Here is a 24,471-nt window from a genome sequence, read left to right as displayed (position 1 = left end):
CGGCCGGTGTTTGTTCGACGGGCCAGCGCTCGCCGGCAAGCCCAGCTCGCGTTCCGGGCGCCCGGCCGGCGTTTCAGGCGACCTGGCCGCCGTGCAGGCGACCGAGCGGCCGTTTCAGGCGACCGGCCAGCACACCTCGGTGCGGAATCGCTCCTCGTCGTCCGTGTGCTGCGGCCCGACCAGGTACTGCTCCACAATCGGCTCCGCCAGCGCCGTGTCATGCACCGCCACGTGCGCGCCCAGCGCCCCGTACGTGAGGTCACAGTCGCCGAACGGCCCCGCGTGCACCGCCACGGCATACCGCCGCCCCGGCAGCGTGCCCAGGCGCGGGTCACCGGCGAAGGCGCCGGGCACGACCGGTACGAAGGCCGAAATCTCCCCGGCGTCCTGCTCGAAGAACTCGGCCGAGTAGGTGGCGCCCGACAGGCCGGCCGGATCGGCGCCCGCCCGCGCGAGCACCCCGAACAGCTCCCCGAACGCCGCCCCGCACCACGCCTCCACGTCCGGGCGGGCGACCCGGGCCGCGACCCGCAGGACAGTCGCCGGGGCATGGGTGCGGTACAGCACCGTGACCGCCGGCGCCGCGTCCAGCAGCCGCCGCAGGGAGGCGACCACGTCCCGCGTCCGCGCCAGCTCCGCCTCCATGCGCTCCAGGTGCTGACGCAGCGTCCCGGCCCGGGCATCGGGCGCGGCCAGCACCGTGCGGATCTCGGCCAGCGGCAGGTCCAGCCCGCGCAGCCGCCGGATGAGGTGCGCGTCGCCGACCTGGCCCGGCTGGTACCGCCGATGCCCGGTCTCCCCGTCGACCTCGGCGGGCACGAGCAGGCCGATGTCGTGGTAGTACCGCAGCGTCTTCGCGGACAGATGACTCAGCCGCGAGAACTCCCCGATCGGGACGCCCGTCGTCATGGGCACCAGTGAACCCCTTCCAGCTACGGGAAGTGCAAGCGCAAGGGCAACGATCGTCACATCCCTCGGGAAGCGTGAGCCCGGATACGCTGTTGGTCATGGACTCCTGGACCGCACCGGCGCTGCCCACGCTGCCCCGCCCCGCCGGCGATGCCGCGCCGCTCGCCCTGTTCGACTCGGCGCGCCGGGAGATCGCCCCCGTCGAGCTCGACGGCCGCCCCGCGACCATGTACGTCTGCGGCATCACCCCCTACGACGCCACCCACCTGGGGCACGCGGCCACGATGATCGCGTTCGACCTGGCCAACCGGGTGTGGCGCGACGCCGGGCACGAGGTCGACTACGTCCAGAACGTCACCGACGTCGACGACCCGCTGCTGGAGCGGGCCGAGCGCGACGGCGAGGACTGGATCGTGCTCGCCATGCGCGAGACGGCGCTGTTCCGCGAGGACATGGAGGCGCTGCGGATCATCCCGCCGAAGCGGTACGTCGGCGCGGTCGAGTCCATCCCGCAGATCGCCCGCAAGGTCGCCTCGCTCATCGCCTCCGGCCACGCCTACGCCCTCGAGGACGGCACCGGCGACGTGTACTTCTCCGTCGCCACGGCGCCCGGGTTCGGCTCCGAGTCCAACCTGTCCCGCACCGAGATGCTGCGCCTGGCGGCCGAGCGCGGCGGCGACCCGCAGCGCCCCGGCAAGCGCGACCCGCTCGACCCGCTGCTGTGGCGCGGCGCCCGCGACGGCGAGCCGGCCTGGAACGGCGGCGAGCTCGGCCCCGGCCGCCCCGGCTGGCACATCGAGTGCACGGTCATCGCCCAGAGCCTGCTCGGCGACACCATCGACGTGCAGGGCGGCGGCAACGACCTGCTCTTCCCGCACCACGAGTGTTCCGCCGCCCACGGCGAGGCCCTCTCCGGCAAGGCGCCGTTCGCGACCCACTACGTGCACGCGGGCATGATCGGCCTCGAGGGCGAGAAGATGTCCAAGAGCAAGGGCAACCTCGTCTTCGTGTCCCGCCTGCGCGGCGACGGCGTCGACCCGATGGCGGTGCGCCTGGCCCTGCTCGCCGACCACTACCGCAACGACCGCATGTGGACCGACGACGTCCTCAAGGCCGGCCAGCAGCGCCTGTCGCGCTGGCGCGAGGCCGCCCGGGCCGGCATCGGCCCGTCGGGCGCGGAGCTCGTCGCCCAGCTGCGCGAGCGCCTCGGAGACGACCTCGACGCGCCCGGCGCCCTCGCCGCCGTCGACGCCTGGGTCGACGCGACGCTCGCCGACGCGGGCGACGACCGCGAGGCCCCGGCGATCATGGCCTCCGCGGTCGACGCCCTGCTGGGCGTCCGCCTCTAGCCGGCGGCGCCGGCCACCAGTCGGACGGTGGCCGGCCGCCGCAACCTCTCGTGGGCGTACTCGCAGACGACCGCGTGCTCATAGACCGCCCGCGGCACGTCGAGCCGGCTGTCGACCCGCACCGCGACGCCCGCCGGCGCCCAGGTGCGGAACACCGGATCGCCGGTGACGTCGGCGAGCACGGCCATGAGGTGCGCGTCGAGGCGCAGCGAGTGCACGGCCCGCCGGTACTCGGCCGCGCTCAGGCACAACGCGAACGGGATGTTCATCAGGCACAGCGCCGACTGGATGTCCAGGCGCATGATCCGGCGGGTGCCCGGCTCGGCGTCGACCGGCCCGACGCTCAGCATGCTCGTGTCGAGCGCGGACCGGCGTTGCCCGACGGCCTTGAGCACCTCGTACACGTTCGCGTCGTGCTCGATGACCGCGCGGTCGCCGAGCTCGCGCAGCGCCCGCGGCCGCAGCGTCACCTCGTGCGGCTGGCCGGTGTTGCGCGCGACGAACACGAGCAGGTTCGTCTCGACGATGAAGTGCCGCACGAGCAGCTCACCCGCGGCCGGGCTGACACACCGGCGCAGGAACCACACGCACAGCGCGTCCATGAGCCCGTGCGCGGTGAGCCGCCCGGGCACGAGCCGGCGCACCACGACGACGACCGCGACGAGCACGCCGCAGACGGGGCGCAGGAGGGGGTACAGCCACCGCCGCGACGCCGACCGCTGGTCCTCGATGACGAGCCGGAGCGTGGCCGGGTCCATCGGCTCCCGGGCGGCCAGCTCGTCCCAGATCCCGTCGTCGGTCACTGGATCTCCTCGAGCTGCAGGGCGTACAGCCGCGCCGTGATCCGGGCCGTGCGCACGATCCGCGCACAGTCGGCGGGATCGGCCATGACCGGGCCGAGCAGCCGATGCATCTCGCTCAGGTGGTCGCCGTCGTGCTGCCCGTGGTACCGCAGAAAGCTCACCTGCTCGTCGGTGAGCCCCAGCCGCTCCTGCAGCATCCGCGCCCACCCGAGCGCCTTGACGCCGCCCAGCCCCTCGATCACGAACATCGCGCCGAGCAGGTCGACCGGATCGGGCAGCGAGGCCTGCTGCAGGATGAACGCGGACAACGCCTCGGACCCCGGGTTCTTGGCGGCCGCCGTGATCTCGGCGAGGTCCCCGCCGACGGCGACGAAGTCGCGCTCGAGCAACCGGAAGTCCCGGTGCTCCTCGGCGGCGTGCCGGATCGCGGCGCTGCGCAGCTCGAACCGCTCGGCCGAGAAGCTGGAGGCGGCCCGCGAGATCCACCGCCCGCCCTCGACCACCTGCTGGCGGAGGTTGACGAGCAGGGCACGATAGTCGCTGATCGTGGCCGTGCCGTCCTCGATCCGGCGGACCAGCGGGACGCCGGCAAGCCGCTCTTCGAGCTCGCCCCAGACCTCGGCGAGGTCGTCGAGCAGCTGGGCCGGCCCGACGCAGGTGAGCAGCGCGAACGCGATCGTGAACCGCCCGGATTCGGGCACGGCGAGCAGAATTCTGTCCCCCGGCTTGAACTTCTGCGTGCGCCAGGCCTCCTCGAGCATGACGAAGATGCTGGCCGCGCCGGTGTTGCCGCACTGGTCGAGGTTGCTGAAGCAGATGGCGGCGATTTCCGGCATTTCACGAAATATCCGGTCTCGGAAGGTGTTCGCCGAGTAGTGCACCAGCGCGTGATCGATCGTTCGGATGTCAACGAGTTCGCGCAGCTGCTCGACTCCCAGCCGCACCAGCCCGGGCAGCCCGCCGACGTCCTGCCGCAGCCGCAACGCCCCCGCCGCCTCGGCCTCGGCGGCGCTGGCGGCGTCGAGCCACCCCTCGCCGGCGCGCATGCAGGCCGGATACTCGTGCGCGTACGACACGCTGCGCACCCACTCGACCCGCAGGCTGGCCCGATCGGTGCGCGGCCGCGACGACAGCACGACGGCCCCGGCCCCGTCGGAGAGCGTCCACCGCAGGAACTCGGCGTCGGCCGTGACCCGCCCGCCGGCCCCGAACCGCGGCTCGGCCAGCACGCGGCTGACGAGCTCCGACCCGACCACGACGGCCGCGTCGTGCTCCCCGAGCGCCACGGTCGCGGCGGCCGCCTTGAGCGCGGCCATCCCGGAGGCGCAGACCCCGCCCGCGCTGAGCAGCTCCATCGGCCCGCCGCCGACGCGCCCGTGCACCATCGCGGCGAACCCGGGCACGAGCTGGTCGCCCATCGTCGTGCCGGTCGCGAGCATCCCGATCTCGCCCAGCGCGAGCCCGGCGTCCTTGACGGCCCGCTCGACCGCCGCGGCGGCGAGCTCCTCGTTGCTCAGCCCCGGTCCGGCCTCGCGGTTGCCTAACCCTTCCCGCGTCCCGTCAAGCTCACCGTCCGCCTCCGCGCCGCCGGATGACGAGCCGACCGCGTAGTACCGCTGCCGAATCCCGTTGGCCGCGAGCACCCGCGCCCGCCGCCGGGCCGTGGCCCGATCCGAGCCGCCGAGCCGGTCCGCGATCTCGTCGTTGCCGACCGGCGCTCCCGGCAGGAACGACCCGCACCCTGTGATGTAGACCGTCTGTCCCATGCGGAACATTCCAGCCGGGCCGGGAGGAGATCGGATCCGCCGCGCAACTCAGCCGCCGTGAGTCGGATTACCTAGTTGTGGTGGCCGTTCCGTCTTCTTGACACCATACACCCGTGAGATAAATTCACGTTTCCGTCGTCACTCCCCGCATTTCCTCGTCACCCGTGGTGACCAGGAACTCCAGGAGGCGCGCGGTTGCGGGTGGGTCCGGGGGAACACCGTACGCCGCCGCGCTCACCCGCCGCCCCTCGCCCGCCAGCGGTGCCGTCGACACGGACGCCGAGCGGTGCGCCCGCAAGGCCAGCGACGGCAGGATCGTCACGCCCAGCCCGGCCGCGACCAGCGCCTGCACCGCGACGTAGTCGTCGGTCGTGAACGCGATGTCCGGCACGAACCCGGCCGCCGCGCACCGTCGCACCAGGCTCTCCCGGCACCGCGCGCACCCCGCGATCCACCGGGCGCGCGCGAAGGACTCGAGCGGCCCCTCGGCGCCGGGCCTCGTCACCAGGTGCAGACCCTCGGTGAACAGCGGCGTCAGCCGCACCTCGCGGTCGGCGGAGCCGTCGGTGGAGCCGTAGTCGAACACCACGGCGAGGTCGGCCTCCCCGGTGCGCAGCAGGGCCAAAGCCGCCGGCGGTTCCGCCTCCACGAACTCGAGCACCACGTCCGGATGCGCGGCCGTGAACCGGGCCGCCGCGCGCGGCACGAACGACCCCAGCGCCGACGGGAACGCCGCCAGCCGCACTCGCCCCGCCCGCAGGCCGCTGAGCTCGGCCAGCTCCGCCTCCGCCGCGTCGAGGCGGCCCAGGATCTCCTCGCCCCGCTCGGCCAGCAGCCGCCCGGCCGGCGTCAGCCGCACCCCGCGGCCGGCCCGCTGCAGCAGCTGCGCCCCGGTCTCCGCCTCCAGCCGGGCGAGGTGGTGGCTCACCGACGGCTGCGCATAGTGCAGCGCCTCGGCCGCCGCCGTCACCGACCCGTGCCGGGCCACCGCCACGAGCACCCGCAGGCGCGTCACATCGAGCACACATCAATGATGTCTATGAGAAAGCGGTCGAACAAGCATTGGACCAATATGTCGTACCGGTGAAAGCTCACCCCATGCTCACCATGCGCGACGTGCTCGAGGCCCGGAAGATCGTCACCCGCCACCTCCCGCCCACCCCGTCCTGGTCCTACCCGCTGCTGGACGAGGCCGCCGGCCGCCGCGTCGTCGTCAAGCACGACAACGCCCAGCCCACCGGCGCCTTCAAGGTCCGTGGCGCCCTGAACCTCCTCGCGACCCTCGACGGCGACGACCCGATCGTCACCTACTCCACCGGCAACCACGCCCGGGCGATCGCGTACGCCGCGCGCGAGTACGGCCGCGAGGCCACGATCGTCATGCCCGAGCACGCCGCCGAGCTGCGCGTCCGGGCCGTCGAGGCGCTGGGCGCGACGGTCGTGCGCCACGGCGCGAACATGGGCGACGCCGAGGAGTACGCCGGGACCCTGCCGGGCCGCCTGGTCAGCCCCGGCGACGAGCCGGCCCTCATCGCCGGGGTCGCCACGCTGTACTGCGAGCTCCTCGAACGCCACCCCTACCTCGACACGCTCGTCGTCCCCGTCGGCTCGGGCACCGGCGCCGCGGCCGCCTGCCTCGTCGCCGCCGCGCTCGCGCCCGGCTGCCGGGTGATCGCGGTCCAGTCCCAGGCCGCGCCCGCCGCGCACGACTCGTGGCGGGCGGGCACGTGCCAGTACCGCGCAAACCTCACCGAGATCGACGGACTGGCCACCGGGCGGGGCTTCGCCGGCCCGCAGGCGATCCTCCGCGAGCACCTCGCCGACTTCGTCCTGCTCGGCGACGCGGCCATCGGCGACGCGCGGCGGCTGCTCGCCCGGCTCGCCGGCACCCAGGCCGAGGGCGCGGGCGCGGCGGCCCTCGCGGCGGTGCTCGCGCGGCCCGGGCTCATGGGCTCAGCCGTCGGGGTGGTCGTCACGGGGGCCAACGCGTCCGAATTGGAGCTTGCCCGTTAGGCGCATCGTTCGTACCGCTCGCCGATTCGCGGCCCGCGGGCCCTCGGGGAGCGGCAGGGATCAGGTTACGTCGATCATTACGGACCTGCCGCCCAGGTCCGGACACCCCCGTCGAAGGAGAGGTCTGCCATGACCGGTCCTGAAGAGCGGAAGGCCCCGGCGAGTGACCGCAGCCCGTGGAACTGGCTGCTGTTCATCCCGATCGTGGTACCGCTGCTGACTTTCGTGTTCAACGCCGACGGACCCCGCATCCTCGGCTTCCCCCGGTTCTACTGGCTCCAGCTGGCCTTCATCCTGCTGGGCGTCGGCGTGACCACGCTCGTCTACCAGATGACGAAGCGGCGGTGAGCGGCCATGTGGCGTGATCATGTCACCGAGATCGTCATCTTCGTCGTGCTGTTCCTCGCCGTGAGCGCGATGGGCTTCGTCGCGGCCCGCTGGCGGCGCCCCGACACGCTCAACCATCTCGACGAGTGGGGACTCGGCGGCCGCAGCTTCGGCGGCTGGGTCACCTGGTTCCTGGTCGGCGGCGACCTGTACACCGCCTACACGTTCGTCGCCGTGCCCGCCCTGCTGTTCGCCTCGGGCGCGGCGGGCTTCTTCGCGGTGCCGTACACGGTGATCATCTACCCGCTCGTGTTCCTCGTCCTGGTGCGGATGTGGTCGGTGTCGCACCGGCACGGGTTCGTCACCCCGGCCGACTTCGTGCGGGCCCGGTTCCAGTCGCCCACGCTCGCCCTGGTCATCGCGATCACCGGGATCGTGGCGACGATGCCGTACATCGCGCTGCAGCTCGTCGGCATCGAGTCGGTGCTCAAGACGATGGGCGTCACCGGGTCCGGCACGCTGGCCCGGCACCTGCCGATCATCATCGCCTTCGCGATCCTGGCCGCCTACACGTACTCCAGCGGCCTGCGCGCCCCGGCGCTGATCGCGTTCGTGAAGGACATCCTGATCTACGTCGTCATCCTGGTCGCGGTCTTCTACCTGCCCGCGAAGCTCGGCGGCTGGGGCGCGATCTTCGACGCCGCGGACGCGAAGTTCGCCAAGACACCGTCGCCCGCCGACGGCATCCTGCTCACCGGCGACAACCAGATCCAGTACTTCACGCTGGCCCTCGGCTCGGCGCTGGCCCTGTTCCTGTACCCGCACAGCATCACCGGCGTGCTCGCCAGCAAGAACCGCGACGTGATCAAGCGGAACATGTCGGCGCTGCCGGCGTACAGCTTCCTGCTCGGCCTCATCGCGCTGCTCGGATTCGCGGCCATCGCCGCGGGCGTGACCCCGCTGAAGAACGCCAACGGCACCAACGACAACAACACCGTGGTACCGCTGCTGTTCGACAAGATCTTCCCGGACTGGTTCGCGGGCGTCGCCTACGCCGCCGTCGGCATCGGCGCCCTGGTCCCGGCGGCCATCATGTCCATCGCCGCCGCGAACCTCTTCACGCGCAACATCTACCGCGAGTACTTCAAGCGCGACGCCACGCCCGCCCAGGAGGCCACGGTCTCCAAGGTGATGAGCCTGCTGGTCAAGTTCGGCGCCCTGCTCTTCGTCGTCTTCATCGACCCGCAGTTCTCGATCGACCTGCAGCTCATCGGCGGCGTCATCATCCTGCAGACCCTCCCGGCGGTGGCCCTGGGCCTGTTCACCCGCTGGTTCCACCGCGGCGCCCTGGTCGCGGGCTGGGTCGCCGGCATGGGCCTGGGCCTGTGGATGCTCTACAAGGTGGTGAACCCGACCACGCACCGGCACTTCGCGGGCTCGGCCTTCCCGCTGAGCGAGTGGGGCTTCGACACCAAGAAGACCATCTACGTCGGCTTCGTGGCGGTGATCGTCAACCTGGCCGTGGCCGCGATCGTGACCCTGATCCTGCGCGCCTCCTCGGTGACGGACGGCGGCGACGACACCACGCGCGAGGACTACTTCGCCGACGAGGGCGACCCGCGCATCTCCGACGCCCCCACGTCCCCGGCCCCGGCCGCGACGGCCGCCCCGGACCCGATCACCTGAGGAAGGTGTGGCGCCGGTCGCGGAGATCCGTGGCCGGCGCCGCTAGCCTGCAGGGATGCCGGGAGCGCAACTGCAGGAGCTGATCGTCGCCGACGCCGAGGCGTTGCGGGCGTGGCTGGCCGAGCACCACGCGGTGTCGGCGGGGGTCTGGCTGGCCCTGACCCGCAAGGGCGGGACGATCACCACGCTGACCTGGCAGCAGGCGGTGGACGAGGCGCTGTGCGTCGGCTGGATCGACGGGCAGGCGCGCAAGGGCGACGAGCAGCACTCCTGGATCCGCTTCACGCCGCGTACCGCCCGCAGCTCCTGGTCGCAGCGCAACGTCGGGCACGTGGCCCGGCTCGAGGAGCAGGGCCGGATGCGACCGGCGGGCCGCGCGGCGGTGGACGCGGCCAAGGCCGACGGGCGGTGGGCGGCCGCCTACGCCCCGCCGTCGGAGGCCGAGGTACCGGCCGATCTCCTGGCCGCGATCGCCGCGGCGCCGGCCGCCCAGGCCATGTTCGACGTGCTCACCAAGGCGAACCGGTTCGCGCTCATCTACCGCCTCAACGCCGTCAAGCGGGCCGAGACCCGCGAGCGGAAGATCGCCGAGTTCGTGGCGATGCTGGCCCGCCACGAGACCTTCCAGCCCCAGAAGGCCAAGCCGGTCTAGGGATCCAGCAGCACCTTGGCCAGCTCGCCCCGCGACCTCACGCCGAGCTTGGGGAAGATGTGGTACAGGTGGGTGGAGATCGTCCGCGGCGACAGGAACAGCCGCTCGCCGATCTCGCGGTTGCTCAGCCCGGCCGCGGCCAGGTGCGCGACCTGCAGCTCGTGCTCGGTGAGGGCGGCCGTCGCGTCGACCGGCCGGCGCAGCGACTCGCCCGAGGCCCGCAGCTCGGCCCGCGCCCGGTCCGCCCACGGCGTCGCTCCGAGCGCGTCGAACGTGGCCGCCGCCCCCCGCAGGTGCGGCCGGGACTCGAGGTTCTGCCGGCCGCGGCGCAGGCGGGTCCCGCGGGTCAGCGCCAGCCGGGCCCGCTCGAACGGCCACGCGGCGAGGTCCGGCCCGGCGTCGTCGCCGGGCCGGGTGGCGGGGTCGTCGGCCAGGACCTCGCGGGCGTAGTGCAGCCCGGCCAGCAGCGCGGGGTTGCGGCATTGCTCGGCCACCGGCTCCAGGTCCGCGACGACCGGGGCCAGCTCGGCCCGCAGGCCCGCGAGCAGGGCCGCCTCGGCGAGGTGGCCGACGGCGGTAAGGCGTAGGTACGGGTGGTACGCGGGATCGGCCGGGTCGAACATGCGCCGCAGCTCGCGGAACGCCTCCTCGGCGCGCCCGGCGGCCAGGGCCTCGACGCCGCGCACGCGCAGGACCTGCGACACGAGCGGATGCGTGCCGGCCGCGATGAACACCGCCTCGGCCCCGTCGGCCAGCGCGCGGGCCCGCTCGCCGTCGCCGCGCAGGGCCGCGGCCATCGCCAGGCTGAGCCGGCCGGTCAGCCCGACCTGTCCCAGGCCGATCTCCGCGGCCAGGCTCACCGTCTCCTCGGCGTGCCGCAGCGCGGAGCGGGCGTCGCCCAGGGCGGCCGCGTTGAAGGCGAGGCTGTTGAGCACGTGCACCAGCAGGCCCAGCCGGCCCTGCCGGCTGAGGTCGGCGATGCTCGGGATCAGCAGGTGATTCGACAGCGGGAACGCGCCGACGCCGGAGGCCGCGACGCCGAGCTCGCTCAGCGCCACCGCGCTCAGGCCGACCCGGTGGCGCAGCCGCTCGAGCCGCTCCAGACTCGCCACGCCGCACTCGATCGGGGCGGCGGTGGCCATCGCGGCCAGGGCCCGGTAGTCGTCGCCGGGCGTGTCGAGCGCCTCGGCGATCTCGACGTAGCGCCGGCGCAGCGCGTCGCCCGGGTTGGACCAGTGCATGCGCAGGCTCAGGTCGATCAGCGAGCTCAGGGCGAGGTTGGCGTCGCCGGTCCGGCGCATGTCGTCGATGAGATCGAGGTACACCCCGAGCCGGGTGGTGCCGGTGAAGCCCGCGCCGGCGAAGGACTCGTGCAGCCACGAGTAGCGCGCCCGGTGGGCCGGTTGCAGCTCCTCGGAGCCGACCTGGGCCAGCAGCCGCCGCACGGTGTCGCCGTCGCCCTGCTGACTGGCCATCTCCGCGGCCCAGAGCAGCCGCAGGACGCGCTCGGTGTGGTCCTCGCTGAGCTGCGCGGCCCGTTCCAGCGCGGCCTGCGCGACCCCGGCGGCCTGGCTGCGGTGGGCCCGGATCGCGGTCTTGGCCAGGTCCCGCGCGATCGCCTCGTCCGGGCCGGCGGCGGCCGCGGCGCGATGCCAGATCTGGCGGTCCGGCTCGGCCGCGAGCACCCGGGCCAGCGCGGCGTGGGTGGCCCGGCGCACCTCCGCCGCGGCCGATCCCGCCAGCGCCGAGCGCAGCAGGGGATGACGGAACTGGATTCGGTACTGCTCATCGACGGCCATCAGCCGCGTACTCACCGCCGGCTCCGCGTCGGCCCCCGTGACCGGCCGCCCGCAGACGATCGCGGTCGCGGCCGTCACCTCGTCCAGCGCGTCGCCGTCGTCGAGCGCGGCGGTCAGCAGCAGGGCCCGGGTCGGCTCCGGCAGCTCGGCGACCAGGGCCGAGAACGTCCGCTCGACCCGGGTGCTCAGCGGCAGCGCGGCCGGCAGCAGCGCGGCGGCCCCGGAGCGGGCCGCGGCCTCGCCCAGCTCGACCAGGCCGAGCGGGTTGCCGGCCGCCCCGTCGAGGACCCGGGCCCGCAGGGCGGGGGAGAGGCCGGGGACGATCCGGTCGAGCAGCTCCGCGGCGGGCTCCGGCCCGAGCGGGTCGAGCCGGATCTCGGGCAGCCCGGCGGCGGCCAGGCGCCGCTCGACGTCATCGCCGTCGCGGATCGTCATCACCAGCGCGATCCGGTCGGACTCCAGGCGGCGGCCCAGGAACGTCAGCGCATCCCAGCTCGGCGCGTCGGCCCAGTGCGCGTCCTCGACGGCGAGCAGGACCGGCTCGCCGAGGTCCCCGAGCCGGTCGAGGGCCCGCATGCCGATCCGGTACGGCGAGGACTCCCCGTCCGGGTCGAAGCGCACCCCGACCTGGCGCAGCAACTGGTGGATGACCGCGTAGGGGATCCGGGCCTCGGCCTGGACCCCGGCCGCCGTGACGACCCGCATTCCCTCGGCCCGGGCCGTGTCGGCCGCCTGGGCCAGCAGCGCCGTCTTGCCGATGCCGGCCTCGCCGCGCAGCACCAGTCCGCCGCCCTGGTCGCGGGCGGCCGAGCGCAGCACGGCGTGCAGCCGCGCCCACTGCGAATCGCGTCCGACCAGCACTCGTGGTCAGCCCAGCGCCAGGCCGGGCTCGTCGTCGGGCAGGCCGGGGCGGGGGGCCGGGATGCGGTACTCCTCGGTCAGCTGGGTCATCGGGCCGGGCCAGGCCGCCTGGGCGACCTCGATGACCTTGTGGTCGTCGTCGTAGGCCACGTGCAGCAGCACCAGGACCGGCGTGTCGGGCCGGATCTGCAGCAGCTCCGCCTCCTCCCGCGACGGCAGCCGGGCACTGACCTGGTCGCGGGCGCTGGCGTAGCGGCGGCCGAGCTCCTCCTCGACCTCCTGGAACAGCGGCCGGTCGAACACGTCGGGGCGCTCGATCGACGTCCCGCGCACGTCGTTGGGGCGGAACCAGGAGGCGCCGACCTCGACCGGGGAGTCACCGGTGCGCACCAGGTGCCGCCGCACGAGCAGCGGCGCGCCCGCGTCGAGGCCGAACGCCTCGGCCACGTCCGCGGGGGCCGGCAGCTGCGCGACGATCATGAGATGCTGACGGTACCGCGCGGCGAGCTCCGCGTGGTAGCCGCGCTGGGAACCGTAGCGGCCGCGGGAGAGCCGGTTCATCCGGCGCTTGGTGCCGCGCACGAACGTGCCCGAGCCCGGCCGGGTGATCAGCAGGCCCTCGATGCGCAGCTGGTCGATGGTGCGCTGGACCGTCTGCTTGGCCACGCCGTACTGCGCGGCCAGGGCTGGGATCGACGGCAGTCGCTCGCCGGGGGCCCAGTCGCCGCGCTGGATCTGCGCGCGGATCTGGGCGCCGATCTGCCGATGCGGGAACTCCGCCGCCCCCGGGTTGATGGTCATAGGGCTCAACCTAGCCTCCTAGGATGCCGTGCGCAACGTGTTCGAGTGAACTGACTCGCGGCAACGGCAATCGCCCGAGCAGCCGACGCGCCCGGGGTCGCGGTGGACCCCGGGCGCGTCGGCTTCGAAAAGGGCTGGTGCTACTTGGCGTTGAAGTACGACGCGTCGGGGTGGTGCACGATGATCGCGTCGGTAGCCTGCTCCGGCACCAGCTGGAACTCCTCCGACAGCGAGACCCCGATGCGGTCCGGCCGCAGCAGGGCGACCGTCTTCGCGCGGTCCTCCAGGTCGGGGCAGGCCGGGTAGCCGAAGCTGTACCGGCAGCCGCGGAACTCGGTGCGCAGCAGCCCGTCGAGGTCCTTCGGGTCCTCGTCGGCCATCGGGCGGTCGCCGGGCAGGACGAGCTCCTCGCGCACGCGCCGGTGCCAGTACTCGGCCAGGGCCTCGGTCAGCTGCACCGACAGGCCGTGCACCTCGAGATAGTCGCGGTAGGCGTTCTCGGCGAAGAGCTTCGCGGTGTAGTCCGACACCGGCTGGCCGACGGTGACCAGCTGCATGCCGATGACGTCGAGCTCGCCGGCGTCGCGGGGCTTGAAGAAGTCGGCGATGCACAGGCGGCGGTCGCGGCGCTGGCGCGGGAAGGAGAACCGGGCCCGCTCGCTGTGGCCGTTCTCGTCGAGCACGACGAGGTCGTTGCCCTCGGAGTAGCAGGGGAAGTACCCATAGACGACCGCGGCCTCGAGGACCCGGTCGGAGGCGAGGCGGTCCATCCAGTACCGCAGCCGGGGCCGGCCCTCGGTCTCGACCAGCTCCTCGTAGGAGGGGCCGGTGCCGCCGCGGGCGCCGCGCAGGCCCCACTGGCCGAGGAAGGTGGCCCGCTCGTCGAGCAGGGCCGCGTAGTCGGCGAGGGGGATGCCCTTGACGACCCGGGTGCCGAGGAACGGGGCCACCGGCACCGGCGCGGTGTAGTCGATGTCGGATTTCACCGAGGCGTCGTCCAGCGCCGGCAGGTCCTCGCGGACCTCGACGGTGCGGGCGCGGCGCTCCCGGCGGGCGGCCAGGGCGGCCTCGCGCTCGGCGTCGATGACGGGGGCGCCGCCGCGCTTGGCGGTCATGACCCGGTCCATGAGGGCGAGGCCCTCGAAGGCGTCGCGGGCGTAGTGCACGTCGCCGTGGTAGAGGGCGCGCAGGTCGTCCTCGACGTAGGCGCGGGTGAGGGCGGCCCCGCCGAGCAGCACCGGCCAGCGTTCGGCGACGCCGCGGGTGTTCATCTCCTCCAGGTTCTCCTTCATGATCACCGTGGACTTGACGAGGAGGCCGGACATGCCGATCGCGTCGGCCTGCTTCTCCTCGGCGGCCTCGATGATCGCGGAGATCGGCTGCTTGATGCCGATGTTGACGACCTCGTACCCGTTGTTGGACAGGATGATGTCGACGAGGTTCTTGCCGATGTCGTGTACGTCGCCCTTGACGGTGGCCAGCACGATGCGGCCCTTGCCGGCGTCGTCCTCGGACTTCTCCATGTGCGGTTCGAGGTAGGCGACGGCCGTCTTCATCACCTCGGCGGACTGCAGCACGAACGGCAGCTGCATCTGCCCGGAGCCGAAGAGCTCGCCGACGGTCTTCATGCCGTCGAGGAGGACGTCGTTGATGATCGACAACGCACTTCGCTCTTGCAATGCGGAAAGAAGGTCATCCTCGAGGCCGTTGCGCTCGCCGTCGATGATCCGCCGCTTGAGCCGCTCCTCGAGCGGCAGCGCGGCGAGTTCCTCGGCGCGGGACGCCTTGGCCGAGGCGACGTCGACGCCCTCGAAGAGCTCGATGAAGCGCTGCAGCGGGTCGTAGCCCTCGCGGCGGCGGTCGTAGACGAGGTCGAGGGCGACCTCGCGCTGCTCGTCGGGGATGCGGCTCATCGGCAGGATCTTCGACGCGTGCACGATGGCGCTGGTGAGGCCGGCCTCCTGGCACTCGTGCAGGAAGACCGAGTTGAGCACCTGGCGCGCGGCCGGGTTGATGCCGAACGAGACGTTGGAGATGCCCAGGGTGAAGTTGATCCCGGGGTACAGCCGGGTAATCTCCCGGATCGCCTCGATCGTCTCGATGCCGTCGCGCCGGACCTCCTCCTGGCCCGTGGTGATCGGGAAGGTCAGGCAGTCCACGAGGATGTCGGAGACGTGCATGCCCCACTTCGTGGTGAGGTCGTCGATGAGGCGGGCGGCGACGCGGACCTTCCACTCGGCGGTGCGGGCCTGGCCCTCCTCGTCGATGGTGAGCGCGACGACGGCGGCGCCGTGCTCCTGGACCAGCGGCATCATCCGGGCGTAGCGGGAGCCGGGGCCGTCGCCGTCCTCGAAGTTGACGGAGTTGACGATGCAGCGGCCGCCGAGCATCTCCAGGCCGGCCTCGATGACCTCGGGCTCGGTGGAGTCGAGCATGATCGGCAGGGTGGAGGCGGTGGCGAAGCGGCCGGCGAGCTCGCGCATGTCCTGGGCGCCGTCGCGGCCGACGTAGTCGACGTTGAGGTCGAGCATGTGCGAGCCGTCGCGGGCCTGCTGGCGGGCGATCTCGAGGCAGGTCTGGTAGTCGGCGGCGAGCATCGCCTCGCGGAACGCCTTGGAACCGTTGGCGTTGGTCCGCTCGCCGACCATGAGCACGCTGGCGTCCTGGTGGAACGGCACGTGGTGGTAGATGCTGGCGATGCCCGGCTCGATCTGCGGGTGGCGGGTGACCGGGTGCTGGGCGCCGAGCCGGTTCGCGACGGCGTTGATGTGGGCGGGGGTCGTGCCGCAGCAGCCGCCGACGAGCCCGGCGCCGTAGTCGAGCACGAAACGCTGCAGCGCCTCGGCGAGCTCGTCCGGGGTGAGCGGGTAGTAGGCGCCGTTCGCGGTCAGCTGGGGCAGGCCGGCGTTGGGCATGACCGACACGGGGATTCGGGCGTGCTGGGCGAGGTACCGCAGATGCTCGCTCATCTCCGCGGGCCCGGTGGCGCAGTTGAGGCCGATGAGGTCGATGCCGAGCGGCTCCAGGGCGGTGAGCGCGGCGCCGATCTCCGAGCCGAGCAGCATGGTGCCGGTCGTCTCGACGGTGACGTGGCAGATGATCGGCACGGTGAGCCCGGTGGACTCGAAGGCCCGCTGGGCGCCGATGATCGCCGCCTTGGTCTGCAGCAGGTCCTGGCAGGTCTCGATGATCAGCGCGTCGGCGCCGCCCTCGATGAGCCCGGCGGCGTTGTCGAAGTACGCGTCGCGCAGGGTGGCGAAGGGGGCATGGCCGAGCGTGGGCAGCTTGGTGCCGGGGCCGATCGAGCCGAGTACGAACCGGGGCCGCTCGGGGGTGCTGTGGGCGTCGGCGGCCTCGCGGGCGAGGCGGGCGCCGGCCTGGGACAGCTCGCGGATGCGCGACTCGATGCCGTATTCGCCGAGGTTGGCCAGGTTCGCCCCGAACGTGTTGGTTTCGACGGCGTCGGACCCGGCCGCGAAGTACTCCTCGTGGACCTGCCGCACGACGTCGGGGCGGGTCACGTTGAGCACCTCGTTGCAGCCCTCGTGCCCCTCGAAGTCGTCGAGGGTGAGCTCGGCCGCCTGGAGCATGGTGCCCATCGCGCCGTCGGCGAGGAGCACGCGCTCAGCGAGGGTCTTCAGTAGATCCGGCATACCCCAGAGGCTATCGGGCGCCCGGCGTCGAATCCGCCCCGGGCAGACGCGATTCCCGCCACGTATCGGTACTGATCTCCCGCTGGGTGGGAACCTCCGTGGTCAGGAGGTCACCGCCTGCATCACTTTTCGGGGCCGGCTGGGCGGCCGGCGCCTCCTCGTGGGGGACGCGCCAGAACACCACGGCCAGGAAGATGAGCGCCACGCCCATGATCAGCAGCGGGGTGATCGAGCCGGTCGGCGGGTGCCATTTGCCGGCGAGGGGGTTGAACCAGCCGACGCCGGCGTTGTTGGGCAGGCCGCGCTGCCAGCGCACCATCGCCCAGACGAGCAGCACGAAGTGGATCGGCAGCAGGAAGATGATCATCGTGCGGGTCAGGGTGCGGGTCTGCCCGGCGTCGAACAGCCGCCGTTCGAGCGTCCACGCGGCCAGCAGGGGCAGGCCGGCCAGCAGCGGCAGCATGTACCGCCCGTTGATGATGAATCCGGTCATGTTGGCCTGGCTCACCTGGAGCATGCCGGGCAGCGCGACGCCGCCGAGGAGGATGACGAGGTACCGCCACCGCGTCGTCCAGTCCCCGAAGATCCCGCCGAGGAAGACCAGCCCGCCCACGAGCAGCGCCCAGACCACGTAGAACGGCGCCCACATGAGCACGTCGAACCAGCCCGCGACGCCGATCATGCCCTCGATGTACACCCACCAGCTGTTCGCGTAGATCGCGATGGCCTCGCCGGTCTTGTACTGGTACAGCCCGGGCGGCGGCGGGACGAGCTCGCCGGTCTTCATGCCGACGATCCACGCGGCGGACAGCACCGCGGCGAGGATCACGCCGCCGGTCCACAGCTTGACGCGCAGCAGCCCCCAGTACTCCCGCAGCCACTTCCACCGCACCGGCACCGCGAGCGCGAACAACGCGAACGCGAACCAGGCGGGCCCGGCCGAGCGCAGGGTCAGCAGCAGCACCGCGCTGATGCCCAGCAGCGTGACGAGCGAGCGCTTGTTCGTCAGGTCGGGCGGCTCCAGCAGCAGCGGTATGCCCGCGGCGAAGAACGCGATGCCGGCCGCGATCTCGACCGAGTTCGGGTTCACGCCGCCGGCCAGGTGGGCCAGCATCGGGGTGGCCACGCCGAGTAGCGCCGCCGCCGCCAGCCCGAACCGCGACCAGCGCAGCAGCGACACGAACGCCGAGGCCAGCAGGGCCGCGCAGATCGCCGCGCTGATCAGCCGGGCGACGACCAGGCCGCCCCAGTTCGGCCACAGCCGCAGCGGCACGCCGACGGCGAAGTAGTAGAGCGGGTTGTACCGCCCTGCGCTGGTGCTGACCTCGCCGATCGGGCCGCCCTTGAGCCCCTCGGCGCAGGCCGCCGACACGTTGGGCTTGAAGCCGAAGCACACGGCGTGGGCGTCCATGCCGACCGGTACGCGCTGGTAGGCCCCCATCCCGGGCTTCTCGAACGCGTCCGGGACGGTCGCCGGCCGGGCGAAGATCTGCCCCGGGTCGAAGGAGGCGACCCCGGCGGCCCGGATGGTGTGCTGAACCTCGTCGGCCGGCCCGTCGAAGGGGGCCGCGAAGCACCAGGCACCGAACACGAGGAAGAACGCCGAGAAGGCGAGCAGCCAGGACCTGCGACCGTTTCGCATTCCCGGATGCTACCGAGAGATCTTGAGTGCCCTGCTACTGGGCGTGACATCTCACCCCGGCGCCGGCGGCGGTGGGTATCCACTCTCATCTGGGTTCCCCAGCGCGGCCAACAAGCCATTGCGCGGGCATCCACGTAGGCTGGGACCCGTGACCGAGTTCGACGGCCTGCCCGTGCTGCGCTCCCCTGTCGCGATTGCCGCGTTCGAAGGGTGGAACGACGCCGCCGATGCGTCGACCGCCGTGGTCGAGCATCTCGAGCAGGAGTGGGGTGCCGAGACCATCGCCTCGCTCGACCCCGAGGACTTCTACGACTTCCAGGTCAACCGGCCGACGGTCGTGATGTCCGAGGGGGAGACGCGGCGCATCGAGTGGCCGACCACCCGCTTCTCGGTGGCGAGCCCGCCCGACGCCGAGCGCGACATCGTGCTGATCCGCGGCATCGAGCCGAGCATGCGCTGGCGGACCTTCTGTGAGGAGGTCCTCGAGGTGTGCCACTCCCTCGAGGTCAGCCGCGTGGTGCTGCTCGGGGCGCTGCTCGCCGACGTGCCGTACACGCGGCCGCTGCCGGTGAGCGGCTCGGCCCCGTCCGGCGCCTCGGCCGAGACGATCGAGCGCCTCGGCCTGATCCCGACCCGCTACGAGGGCCCGACCGGCATCGTGGGCGTCCTGCACGACGCGAGCGTGCGCGCCGACCTCGAGGCCGTGTCGTTCTGGGTGCACGTGCCGCACTACGCGAACAACCCGCCGTGCCCGAAGGCGACCCTGGCGCTGCTGCACCGCCTCGAGGAGATCCTGGACCTGCCGGTGCCGACCGGCGACCTGGCCAAGGAGTCCGCGGAGTGGGAGGAGCGGCTCAAGCAGGCCGCCGAGCAGGACGCCGAGCTCGCCGAATACGTGCGGGAGCTGGAGGAGCGCTCCGGCGACGCGGGGCTGCAGCCGCTGACGGGCGACGAGATCGCGCAGGAGTTCGAGAAATACCTGCGCCGCCGCGGCGGCCAGGCCGGCCCGTCGGCGACCGGGGCCTGGTAGACCGCTTCCGCTGACGAAATGTCGGCCGCTTCGCGGCCGAACCGGCCGGCATTTCGGACTTATCCCTCGCCGGGCGACATGTCCGGAACGAGAAGTTCCGGGCGCTCGTGCGCCCGGAAAGCCGCGTCAGTCCTGCACGTACGTGCTCAGGAACCGCCCGAGCCGCGTCACCGCGTCCTCGAGGTCGGCCACCCGCGGCAGCGTCACGATGCGGAAGTGGTCCGGGTGGTGCCAGTTGAACCCGGTGCCCTGCACGACCAGCACCTTCTCCGCCTTCAGGAAGTCCAGGGCGAAGCGCAGGTCGTCCTTGATCGGGTGCACCCCGGGGTCGATGCGCGGGAACATGTAGAGCGCCCCCTGCGGCTTCACGCACGACACGCCCGGGATGTCGTTGAGCATCTTCCAGGCGATGTCGCGCTGTGCCAGGAGCCGCCCGCCGGGCAGGACCAGGTCGTTGATCGACTGGTAGCCGCCCAGGGCCGTCTGCACCGCGTGCTGGGTCGGCACGTTCGGGCACAGCCGCATGTTGGCCAGTATGTCGAGGCCCTCGATGTAGCTCGTCGCGTGCGCCTTCGGCCCGGCCAGGACCATCCAGCCGGTGCGGAAGCCGGCCACCCGGTACGCCTTGGACAGCCCGTTGAACGTGATCGTGAGCAGGTCCGGCGCGACGGCCGCGGTCGAGACGTGCTCGGCGCCGTCGAAGAGGATCTTGTCGTAGATCTCGTCGGAGAACACGATGAGGTCGTGGCGCCGGGCGACCTCGGCGATGCGCTCCAGCATCTGCCGGCTGTAGACCGCGCCGGTCGGGTTGTTCGGGTTGATGACCACGATCGCCTTGGTGCGCGGGGTCACCTTGGCCGCGATGTCCTCGACGTCGGGCATCCAGTCGTTGGACTCGTCGCACACGTAGTGCACGGGCCGCCCCCCGCACAGCGACACCGACGCCGTCCACAGCGGGTAGTCGGGGGAGGGGATGAGCACCTCGTCGCCGTTGTCGAGCAGCGCCTGCAGCGACATGACGATGAGCTCGGAGACGCCGTTGCCCAGGTACACGTCCTCGATGTCGACGCCGGTGACGTCCTTCTGCTGGTAGTACTGCACCACGGCCCGCCGGGCCGACAGCAGCCCCTTGGAGTCCCCGTAGCCGTGCGCGGCCGGCAGGTTGAGGATCACGTCCTGCAGGATCTCCTCGGGCGCCTCGAAGCCGAACGGCGCCGGGTTGCCGATGTTGAGCTTGAGGATGTGGTGGCCGTCGGCCTCCATGCGCTTGGCGGCGGCCATGACCGGCCCGCGGATGTCGTAACAGACGTTGGCCAGCTTCGCGGACTGAGTCACCTGCATGCAGGCACCCTACGACTCGCCGGCAACCGCGACGGTAGCCACTTCCCAGGATGTGGCCCCGCGGCCGACTGGCGCCCGGGCCGCCCGTGGGTACGATTCGCGATAGTTGGGCGGGCCAGGGGAGGGGCTGCGGTGCAGGGGTTCGGGGACTTGGAAGCGGCGCTCATGGAGCTGCTGTGGCAGCGCGAGCGGCCGACCACCGTCCGGGAGGCGATGACGGAGCTGACCTGGCACCGCGAGCTCGCGTACACGACGGTGATGACGGTGCTCGACACCCTCTTCCGCAAGGGCTGGCTGACCCGCGAGCCCGACGGCCGCGCCTACCGGTACAGCCCGGCCCTGACCCGCGACCAGTACGTGGCCCAGACCATGCACGAGGTCCTCGTCGACAGTGGCGACCGCCTCGAGGCCCTCACGCACTTCGTCGGCCGGATGACCCTCGACGAGGCCGCGGCCCTGCGCGCGGCGCTGAGCACGTACGAGCGCAAGATCGCCGGGCGATGAGCCCGTTACTGCTGGTCGGGTTCGCGCTGGCGCTGGCCGCGCTCGGCGCCCCGCGGCTGGCCGCGGCCGGATGGGTGACCCGCTCGCCGCGGCTGGGCGTCGCGGCCTGGCTGGTGCTGAGCGCCGCGATTCTGGCCTCGGCCCTGCTGGCCGCGCTGACGCTGCTGCTCTACTGGGACTGCGCGCACGACCTCGCGGCCGGGGCCTGGCACATGTGCCTCGACGCGCTCCTGGGCCGCCACGACCACCACCGCGCGCGGGCCATCGCGTTCGCGGGGCTCGTGGTGCTGCTGGCGCTCGGGGTGCGGCTGGTGCTCAGCGCCGGGCGGCTGTACGCCACCCATCGCACGCTGCGCAGCCGGCTGCGGCTGCTCGTGCGGGCCGCGGGGACCGGCCAGCGGGTGCCGGGCGCGACCGTGGTGACGCACCCCGAGCCGGCCGCCTACCTGGTGCCCGGCCCGCGACTGCCCGGGCGCGCCGCCGACATCGTCATCACGTCGGCCGCCGTGGACCGCCTGGCCGCGCCGGAGCTGTCGGCCGTCCTCGCCCACGAGCGCGGCCACCACGAGGGCCGCCACTTCGAGGCGACCCGCTGGATGCGGATGCTGGCCCAGGCGTTCCCGTGGGCGCCCTGCTTCCGCCTCGGCGCGCGGCAGGTCGACCGCCTGGTCGAGCTGTGCGCGGACGACACCGCGGCGCGGACCGCCCGGCGCGTGGACCTGGCCCGGGCCCTGGCCGCGATGGCCGGCTCGGCGGGACCGGCGCCCGGCCTGCCCCTGCACGGCGGCGACGCCCTGGAGCGGATGCACCGCCTGCTGGACCCGCCCCGCCCCCTGCGCCGGCTCCCGCGCGCCGCCATCGTCACGCTCTGTGGCGCGACCCTGACCGCCCCGCCGGTGCTGGCGATCCTGGAGCGCACGCTCCTGGCGTTGTAGAAAGCTCATGGCTCGGGCCCGCGTCACCTGCGGACCGTCGCTCCCGCCAGGAATCCCGGCCTCCGCGGTGGCAAGAACGGACCGTCACGACTCCTGCCCGTCGCGCAACGTGGCACGGACGCGGGTCGGAGCTGATGCGGCCGGGCGGGACAGTCGTCAGTTCCCAGTTCTGCTCGTCGCGCGGAACGCGGCGCGACGGTCGTCGATTCCTGGTCCTGTTTGTCGCGTTGTCACGCAACGCCGCGCGGACGCCGGCCGGGGCTGATGCGGCACGGCGCCCGCGTGGCGCGACGATCGTCAGTTTCCGGCGATCGAGAACCCGTCGCCGCCGGTGCTGATCTGCGTACCCTGCGCGAAGCTGCTGCCCATCTGCGCGCGCAGCGCGTCGATCTCGGAGAACTGGGCGCTGTGCATCGACTCGCTGCCCTCGGCGGCGAAGACGTGGTCCGACTCCTCGGTGTCGTGCGAGTAGTTGGTGAAGTCGGTCGACTCGAAGCGGGTGCCGTCCGCGCCCTCGAACTCGACGTGCCGGCCGGTCTCGAAGTCGGTCGACTCGGCCGCCGAGTGGTCGGCCTCGAACACCCCGAACTGCGACTGGAAGTCCTGCTCGCCGCCGGAGGCCTGGTGCAGCTGCTCCAGCTCGCTGGACTCCTGGCCCATGGAGAAGTCGCCGTACTCGCTCATTGTCGTATTCCTCTCGGTGCTGTAGCTGAAGGGAGGTGGATCAGATGCGAGGAACACTACTAGCCAATCTCGTAGACGGAGTCCCCCATTCGTGCCAGCCGGGCTGCCCACTACGAACGACGGTCGTACGTGGCTGCGGCCGGTTCAGTGGGTACCGTCGGGGGCGTGCGATTCGTGATCATCGGAGCGGGCGCGGTCGGCGGCGTGGTCGCGGGCCGGCTGGCCGGCTCGGGCGCGCCCGTGGCGCTGGTCGCCCGCGGCCCCCACCTGGACGCCATCCGCCGCGACGGCCTGCTGCTGCGCGAGGCCGGCGGCGACTCGAGGCACCACCTGCCGGCCCACGCCACCCCGGCCGAGGTCGACTGGCAACCCGGCGACGTGGCGGTCCTGGCCGTGAAGAGCAACGACACCCAGGCGGTCCTGGAACAGCTCCCGCGCGACGTCCCCGTCGTCTGCCTGCAGAACGGCGTGGCCAACGAGCGCGCCGCCCTGCGCCTGTTCCCCGACGTGTACGCCATCTGCGTCATGCTCCCGTCGGCCCACCTGGAGCCCGGCGTGGTCGTGGCCCAGTGCGCCCCGGTGCCGGGCATCCTCGACATCGGCCGTTTCCCGGGCGGCGTCGACGACACCGGCCGGGAGATCGCCGCCCACCTGTCGAAGGCCGGCTTCGTGTCGCAGGCGCGGCCGGACATCATGCGCCAGAAGTACGCGAAACTGCTGATGAACCTGGGCAATGCCGTCGAGGCCCTGTGCGGCCAGGTCGAGGGCGCCGACGAGCCCGCGGCGATCCTGCGCGCCGAGGGCGAGACGGTCCTGAGGGCCGCGGGCATCGACTTCGCCACCCTGGAGGAGGACAAGGCCCGGCGCGGGGACATCCTCCAGCTGGTCCCGGTGGCGGGCAGCATGCGCGGCGGCGGCTCGACGTGGCAGAGCCTGACCCGGCGCACGGGCACGGTCGAGGCCGACTACCTCAACGGCGAGATCGTCCTGCTGGGCCGCCTCCACGGCGTCCCGGCCCCGGCCAACGAGACGGTCCGCCGCCTGGTGGTGGACGCCGCCCGCACCGCCAAGGCCCCCGGCGCCCTGACCCCCGCGCAACTCCTGGCCGCCATCAACGAGTCCTGAACGCCTGGCAACGCGCTCCTCGTCCGCACCGCGGCCGGCGCCGCGACGCTGCCGGCATGCGCCGTGACATCGCGTTGCCGGCATCGGGGCTGCGGTCGTGCCGACGTGCGGTGGCGCCGCGCTGTCGGATCGGCGTCGGTGCCGGGGTTGCGGCTGTGTCGGCGTGCGCTGCCGCGTCGCGTTCTCAGCGTCGGCGTGCGCGGTGGCGTCGGGTTGCTCCTTCCCGGAACGGCCCGCACGCCGGACGCGCCGTATGCCGCACGCGCACGGCCGACGCGCTGCCGCGCACGTGTCGCGCACGCGCTGCACGCGCTGCCGCGCGCGTCGCGCATGTCGAACGCGCCAATTTGCGGCGTGCCCGGCCTCGGCCCCGCACGCGCTCCAACGCCACGCCGCACGTCCCGCGCCCGGCCGCCCAGGAACCGACATGCGGAGCATGTCGGACTTCTCGCCCAGCCAACGATAAATCCGAAAAGTACGAACGCCATGCGGCCCGGGCCGGGTGGCTGCTGCGCCCGCGCGGGCGGCGGCGCGGCCGGGCAAGGGGAACGGCGCGGCCGGGGCGGGCCGCACAAGCCGCGCCCAGTCAAA

The 24,471-nt window shown here is 72.7% G+C and carries 19 protein-coding genes; 9 read left to right on the top strand and 10 right to left on the bottom strand.

Features of this window, described 5'->3' with window-relative positions; genetic code table 11:
• Positions 1-114: 114 nt before the first annotated feature.
• Complete coding sequence (locus ABT369_RS53580; protein ID WP_350625711.1) at positions 115-909, bottom strand: MerR family transcriptional regulator; 795 nt, start codon at positions 907-909, stop codon at positions 115-117.
• Positions 910-1,007: 98 nt separating this feature from the next.
• Here ABT369_RS53580 and mshC point away from each other — a divergent pair, with 98 nt between their 5' ends.
• Positions 1,008-2,258 carry a cysteine--1-D-myo-inosityl 2-amino-2-deoxy-alpha-D-glucopyranoside ligase gene (mshC, locus tag ABT369_RS53575; RefSeq protein ID WP_350625709.1) on the top strand — a complete coding sequence of 417 codons (1,251 nt, stop codon included), beginning with the start codon at positions 1,008-1,010 and terminating at the stop codon, positions 2,256-2,258.
• On the opposite strand, the gene ABT369_RS53570 is transcribed toward mshC, so the two are convergent.
• From ABT369_RS53570 to ABT369_RS53560, 3 genes are all read right to left on the bottom strand, one after another.
• Positions 2,255-3,061 carry a DUF6999 family protein gene (locus ABT369_RS53570; RefSeq protein WP_350625707.1) on the bottom strand — a complete coding sequence of 269 codons (807 nt, stop codon included), beginning with the start codon at positions 3,059-3,061 and terminating at the stop codon, positions 2,255-2,257. The two genes, mshC and ABT369_RS53570, sit on opposite strands and share 4 nt — an antisense overlap.
• Positions 3,058-4,827 carry a 3-oxoacyl-[acyl-carrier-protein] synthase III C-terminal domain-containing protein gene (locus ABT369_RS53565; protein WP_350625705.1) on the bottom strand — a complete coding sequence of 590 codons (1,770 nt, stop codon included), beginning with the start codon at positions 4,825-4,827 and terminating at the stop codon, positions 3,058-3,060. The genes ABT369_RS53570 and ABT369_RS53565 overlap by 4 nt, the downstream gene beginning before the upstream one ends.
• Positions 4,828-4,951: 124 nt before the next feature.
• The gene (locus tag ABT369_RS53560; RefSeq protein ID WP_350625703.1) at positions 4,952-5,851 is read right to left on the bottom strand and encodes a LysR family transcriptional regulator; all 900 of its coding nucleotides are present in this window, start codon (positions 5,849-5,851) and stop codon (positions 4,952-4,954) included.
• 74 nt (positions 5,852-5,925) lie between these two features.
• Here ABT369_RS53560 and ABT369_RS53555 point away from each other — a divergent pair, with 74 nt between their 5' ends.
• The 4 genes from ABT369_RS53555 (at position 5,926) to ABT369_RS53540 (ending at position 9,505) form a co-directional block, all read left to right on the top strand.
• The gene (locus tag ABT369_RS53555; RefSeq protein ID WP_350625701.1) at positions 5,926-6,840 is read left to right on the top strand and encodes a threonine ammonia-lyase; all 915 of its coding nucleotides are present in this window, start codon (positions 5,926-5,928) and stop codon (positions 6,838-6,840) included.
• 129 nt (positions 6,841-6,969) lie between these two features.
• Positions 6,970-7,188, top strand: coding sequence for a DUF3311 domain-containing protein (locus ABT369_RS53550; protein WP_350625699.1), 219 nt, complete (start codon positions 6,970-6,972; stop codon positions 7,186-7,188).
• A 6-nt stretch (positions 7,189-7,194) separates the two neighbouring features.
• Complete coding sequence (mctP, locus tag ABT369_RS53545; RefSeq protein ID WP_350625697.1) at positions 7,195-8,853, top strand: monocarboxylate uptake permease MctP; 1,659 nt, start codon at positions 7,195-7,197, stop codon at positions 8,851-8,853.
• 55 nt (positions 8,854-8,908) lie between these two features.
• Positions 8,909-9,505, top strand: coding sequence for a YdeI/OmpD-associated family protein (locus ABT369_RS53540; protein WP_350625695.1), 597 nt, complete (start codon positions 8,909-8,911; stop codon positions 9,503-9,505).
• On the opposite strand, the gene ABT369_RS53535 is transcribed toward ABT369_RS53540, so the two are convergent.
• From ABT369_RS53535 to ABT369_RS53520, 4 genes are all read right to left on the bottom strand, one after another.
• On the bottom strand, positions 9,502-12,165 hold the full coding sequence (locus ABT369_RS53535) for a helix-turn-helix transcriptional regulator (RefSeq protein WP_350625693.1): 2,664 nt from the start codon (positions 12,163-12,165) through the stop codon (positions 9,502-9,504). The two genes, ABT369_RS53540 and ABT369_RS53535, sit on opposite strands and share 4 nt — an antisense overlap.
• A 6-nt stretch (positions 12,166-12,171) precedes the next feature.
• A complete protein-coding gene (locus tag ABT369_RS53530) occupies positions 12,172-12,966 on the bottom strand; it encodes a GntR family transcriptional regulator (RefSeq protein WP_350625691.1) in 795 nt (264 codons plus the stop codon).
• Positions 12,967-13,106: 140 nt separating this feature from the next.
• On the bottom strand, positions 13,107-16,619 hold the full coding sequence (metH, locus tag ABT369_RS53525) for a methionine synthase (protein WP_350625689.1): 3,513 nt from the start codon (positions 16,617-16,619) through the stop codon (positions 13,107-13,109).
• A gap of 10 nt (positions 16,620-16,629) precedes the next feature.
• A complete protein-coding gene (locus ABT369_RS53520; RefSeq protein ID WP_350625687.1) occupies positions 16,630-18,261 on the bottom strand; it encodes a glycosyltransferase family protein in 1,632 nt (543 codons plus the stop codon).
• A 148-nt stretch (positions 18,262-18,409) separates the two neighbouring features.
• Between ABT369_RS53520 and ABT369_RS53515 the strand changes: the two genes are divergently transcribed.
• Positions 18,410-19,291 carry a PAC2 family protein gene (locus ABT369_RS53515; protein WP_350625685.1) on the top strand — a complete coding sequence of 294 codons (882 nt, stop codon included), beginning with the start codon at positions 18,410-18,412 and terminating at the stop codon, positions 19,289-19,291.
• 126 nt (positions 19,292-19,417) lie between these two features.
• On the opposite strand, the gene ABT369_RS53510 is transcribed toward ABT369_RS53515, so the two are convergent.
• A complete protein-coding gene (locus tag ABT369_RS53510; RefSeq protein ID WP_350625683.1) occupies positions 19,418-20,632 on the bottom strand; it encodes a pyridoxal phosphate-dependent aminotransferase in 1,215 nt (404 codons plus the stop codon).
• Positions 20,633-20,764: 132 nt separating this feature from the next.
• On the opposite strand from ABT369_RS53510, the gene ABT369_RS53505 reads away from it, so the two are divergent.
• Together ABT369_RS53505 and ABT369_RS53500 are read left to right on the top strand one after the other, a co-directional pair.
• Positions 20,765-21,136, top strand: a complete 372-nt coding sequence (locus ABT369_RS53505) for a BlaI/MecI/CopY family transcriptional regulator (RefSeq protein ID WP_350625681.1) — start codon at positions 20,765-20,767, stop codon at positions 21,134-21,136.
• Positions 21,133-22,071 carry a M56 family metallopeptidase gene (locus ABT369_RS53500; RefSeq protein WP_350625679.1) on the top strand — a complete coding sequence of 313 codons (939 nt, stop codon included), beginning with the start codon at positions 21,133-21,135 and terminating at the stop codon, positions 22,069-22,071. The genes ABT369_RS53505 and ABT369_RS53500 overlap by 4 nt, the downstream gene beginning before the upstream one ends.
• Before the next feature lie 297 nt (positions 22,072-22,368).
• On the opposite strand, the gene ABT369_RS53495 is transcribed toward ABT369_RS53500, so the two are convergent.
• Positions 22,369-22,755, bottom strand: coding sequence for a hypothetical protein (locus ABT369_RS53495; RefSeq protein ID WP_350625677.1), 387 nt, complete (start codon positions 22,753-22,755; stop codon positions 22,369-22,371).
• A gap of 165 nt (positions 22,756-22,920) precedes the next feature.
• Here ABT369_RS53495 and ABT369_RS53490 point away from each other — a divergent pair, with 165 nt between their 5' ends.
• Positions 22,921-23,880, top strand: coding sequence for a ketopantoate reductase family protein (locus tag ABT369_RS53490; RefSeq protein WP_350625675.1), 960 nt, complete (start codon positions 22,921-22,923; stop codon positions 23,878-23,880).
• Positions 23,881-24,471 lie beyond the last annotated feature (591 nt).

Origin of the sequence: Dactylosporangium sp. NPDC000244 (assembly GCF_040300725.1) — a bacterium.
Lineage (GTDB): Bacteria > Actinomycetota > Actinomycetes > Mycobacteriales > Micromonosporaceae > Dactylosporangium.
Note: the sequence above shows the minus strand (reverse complement) of the source record. Positions and strands in the feature narration are given on the sequence as shown.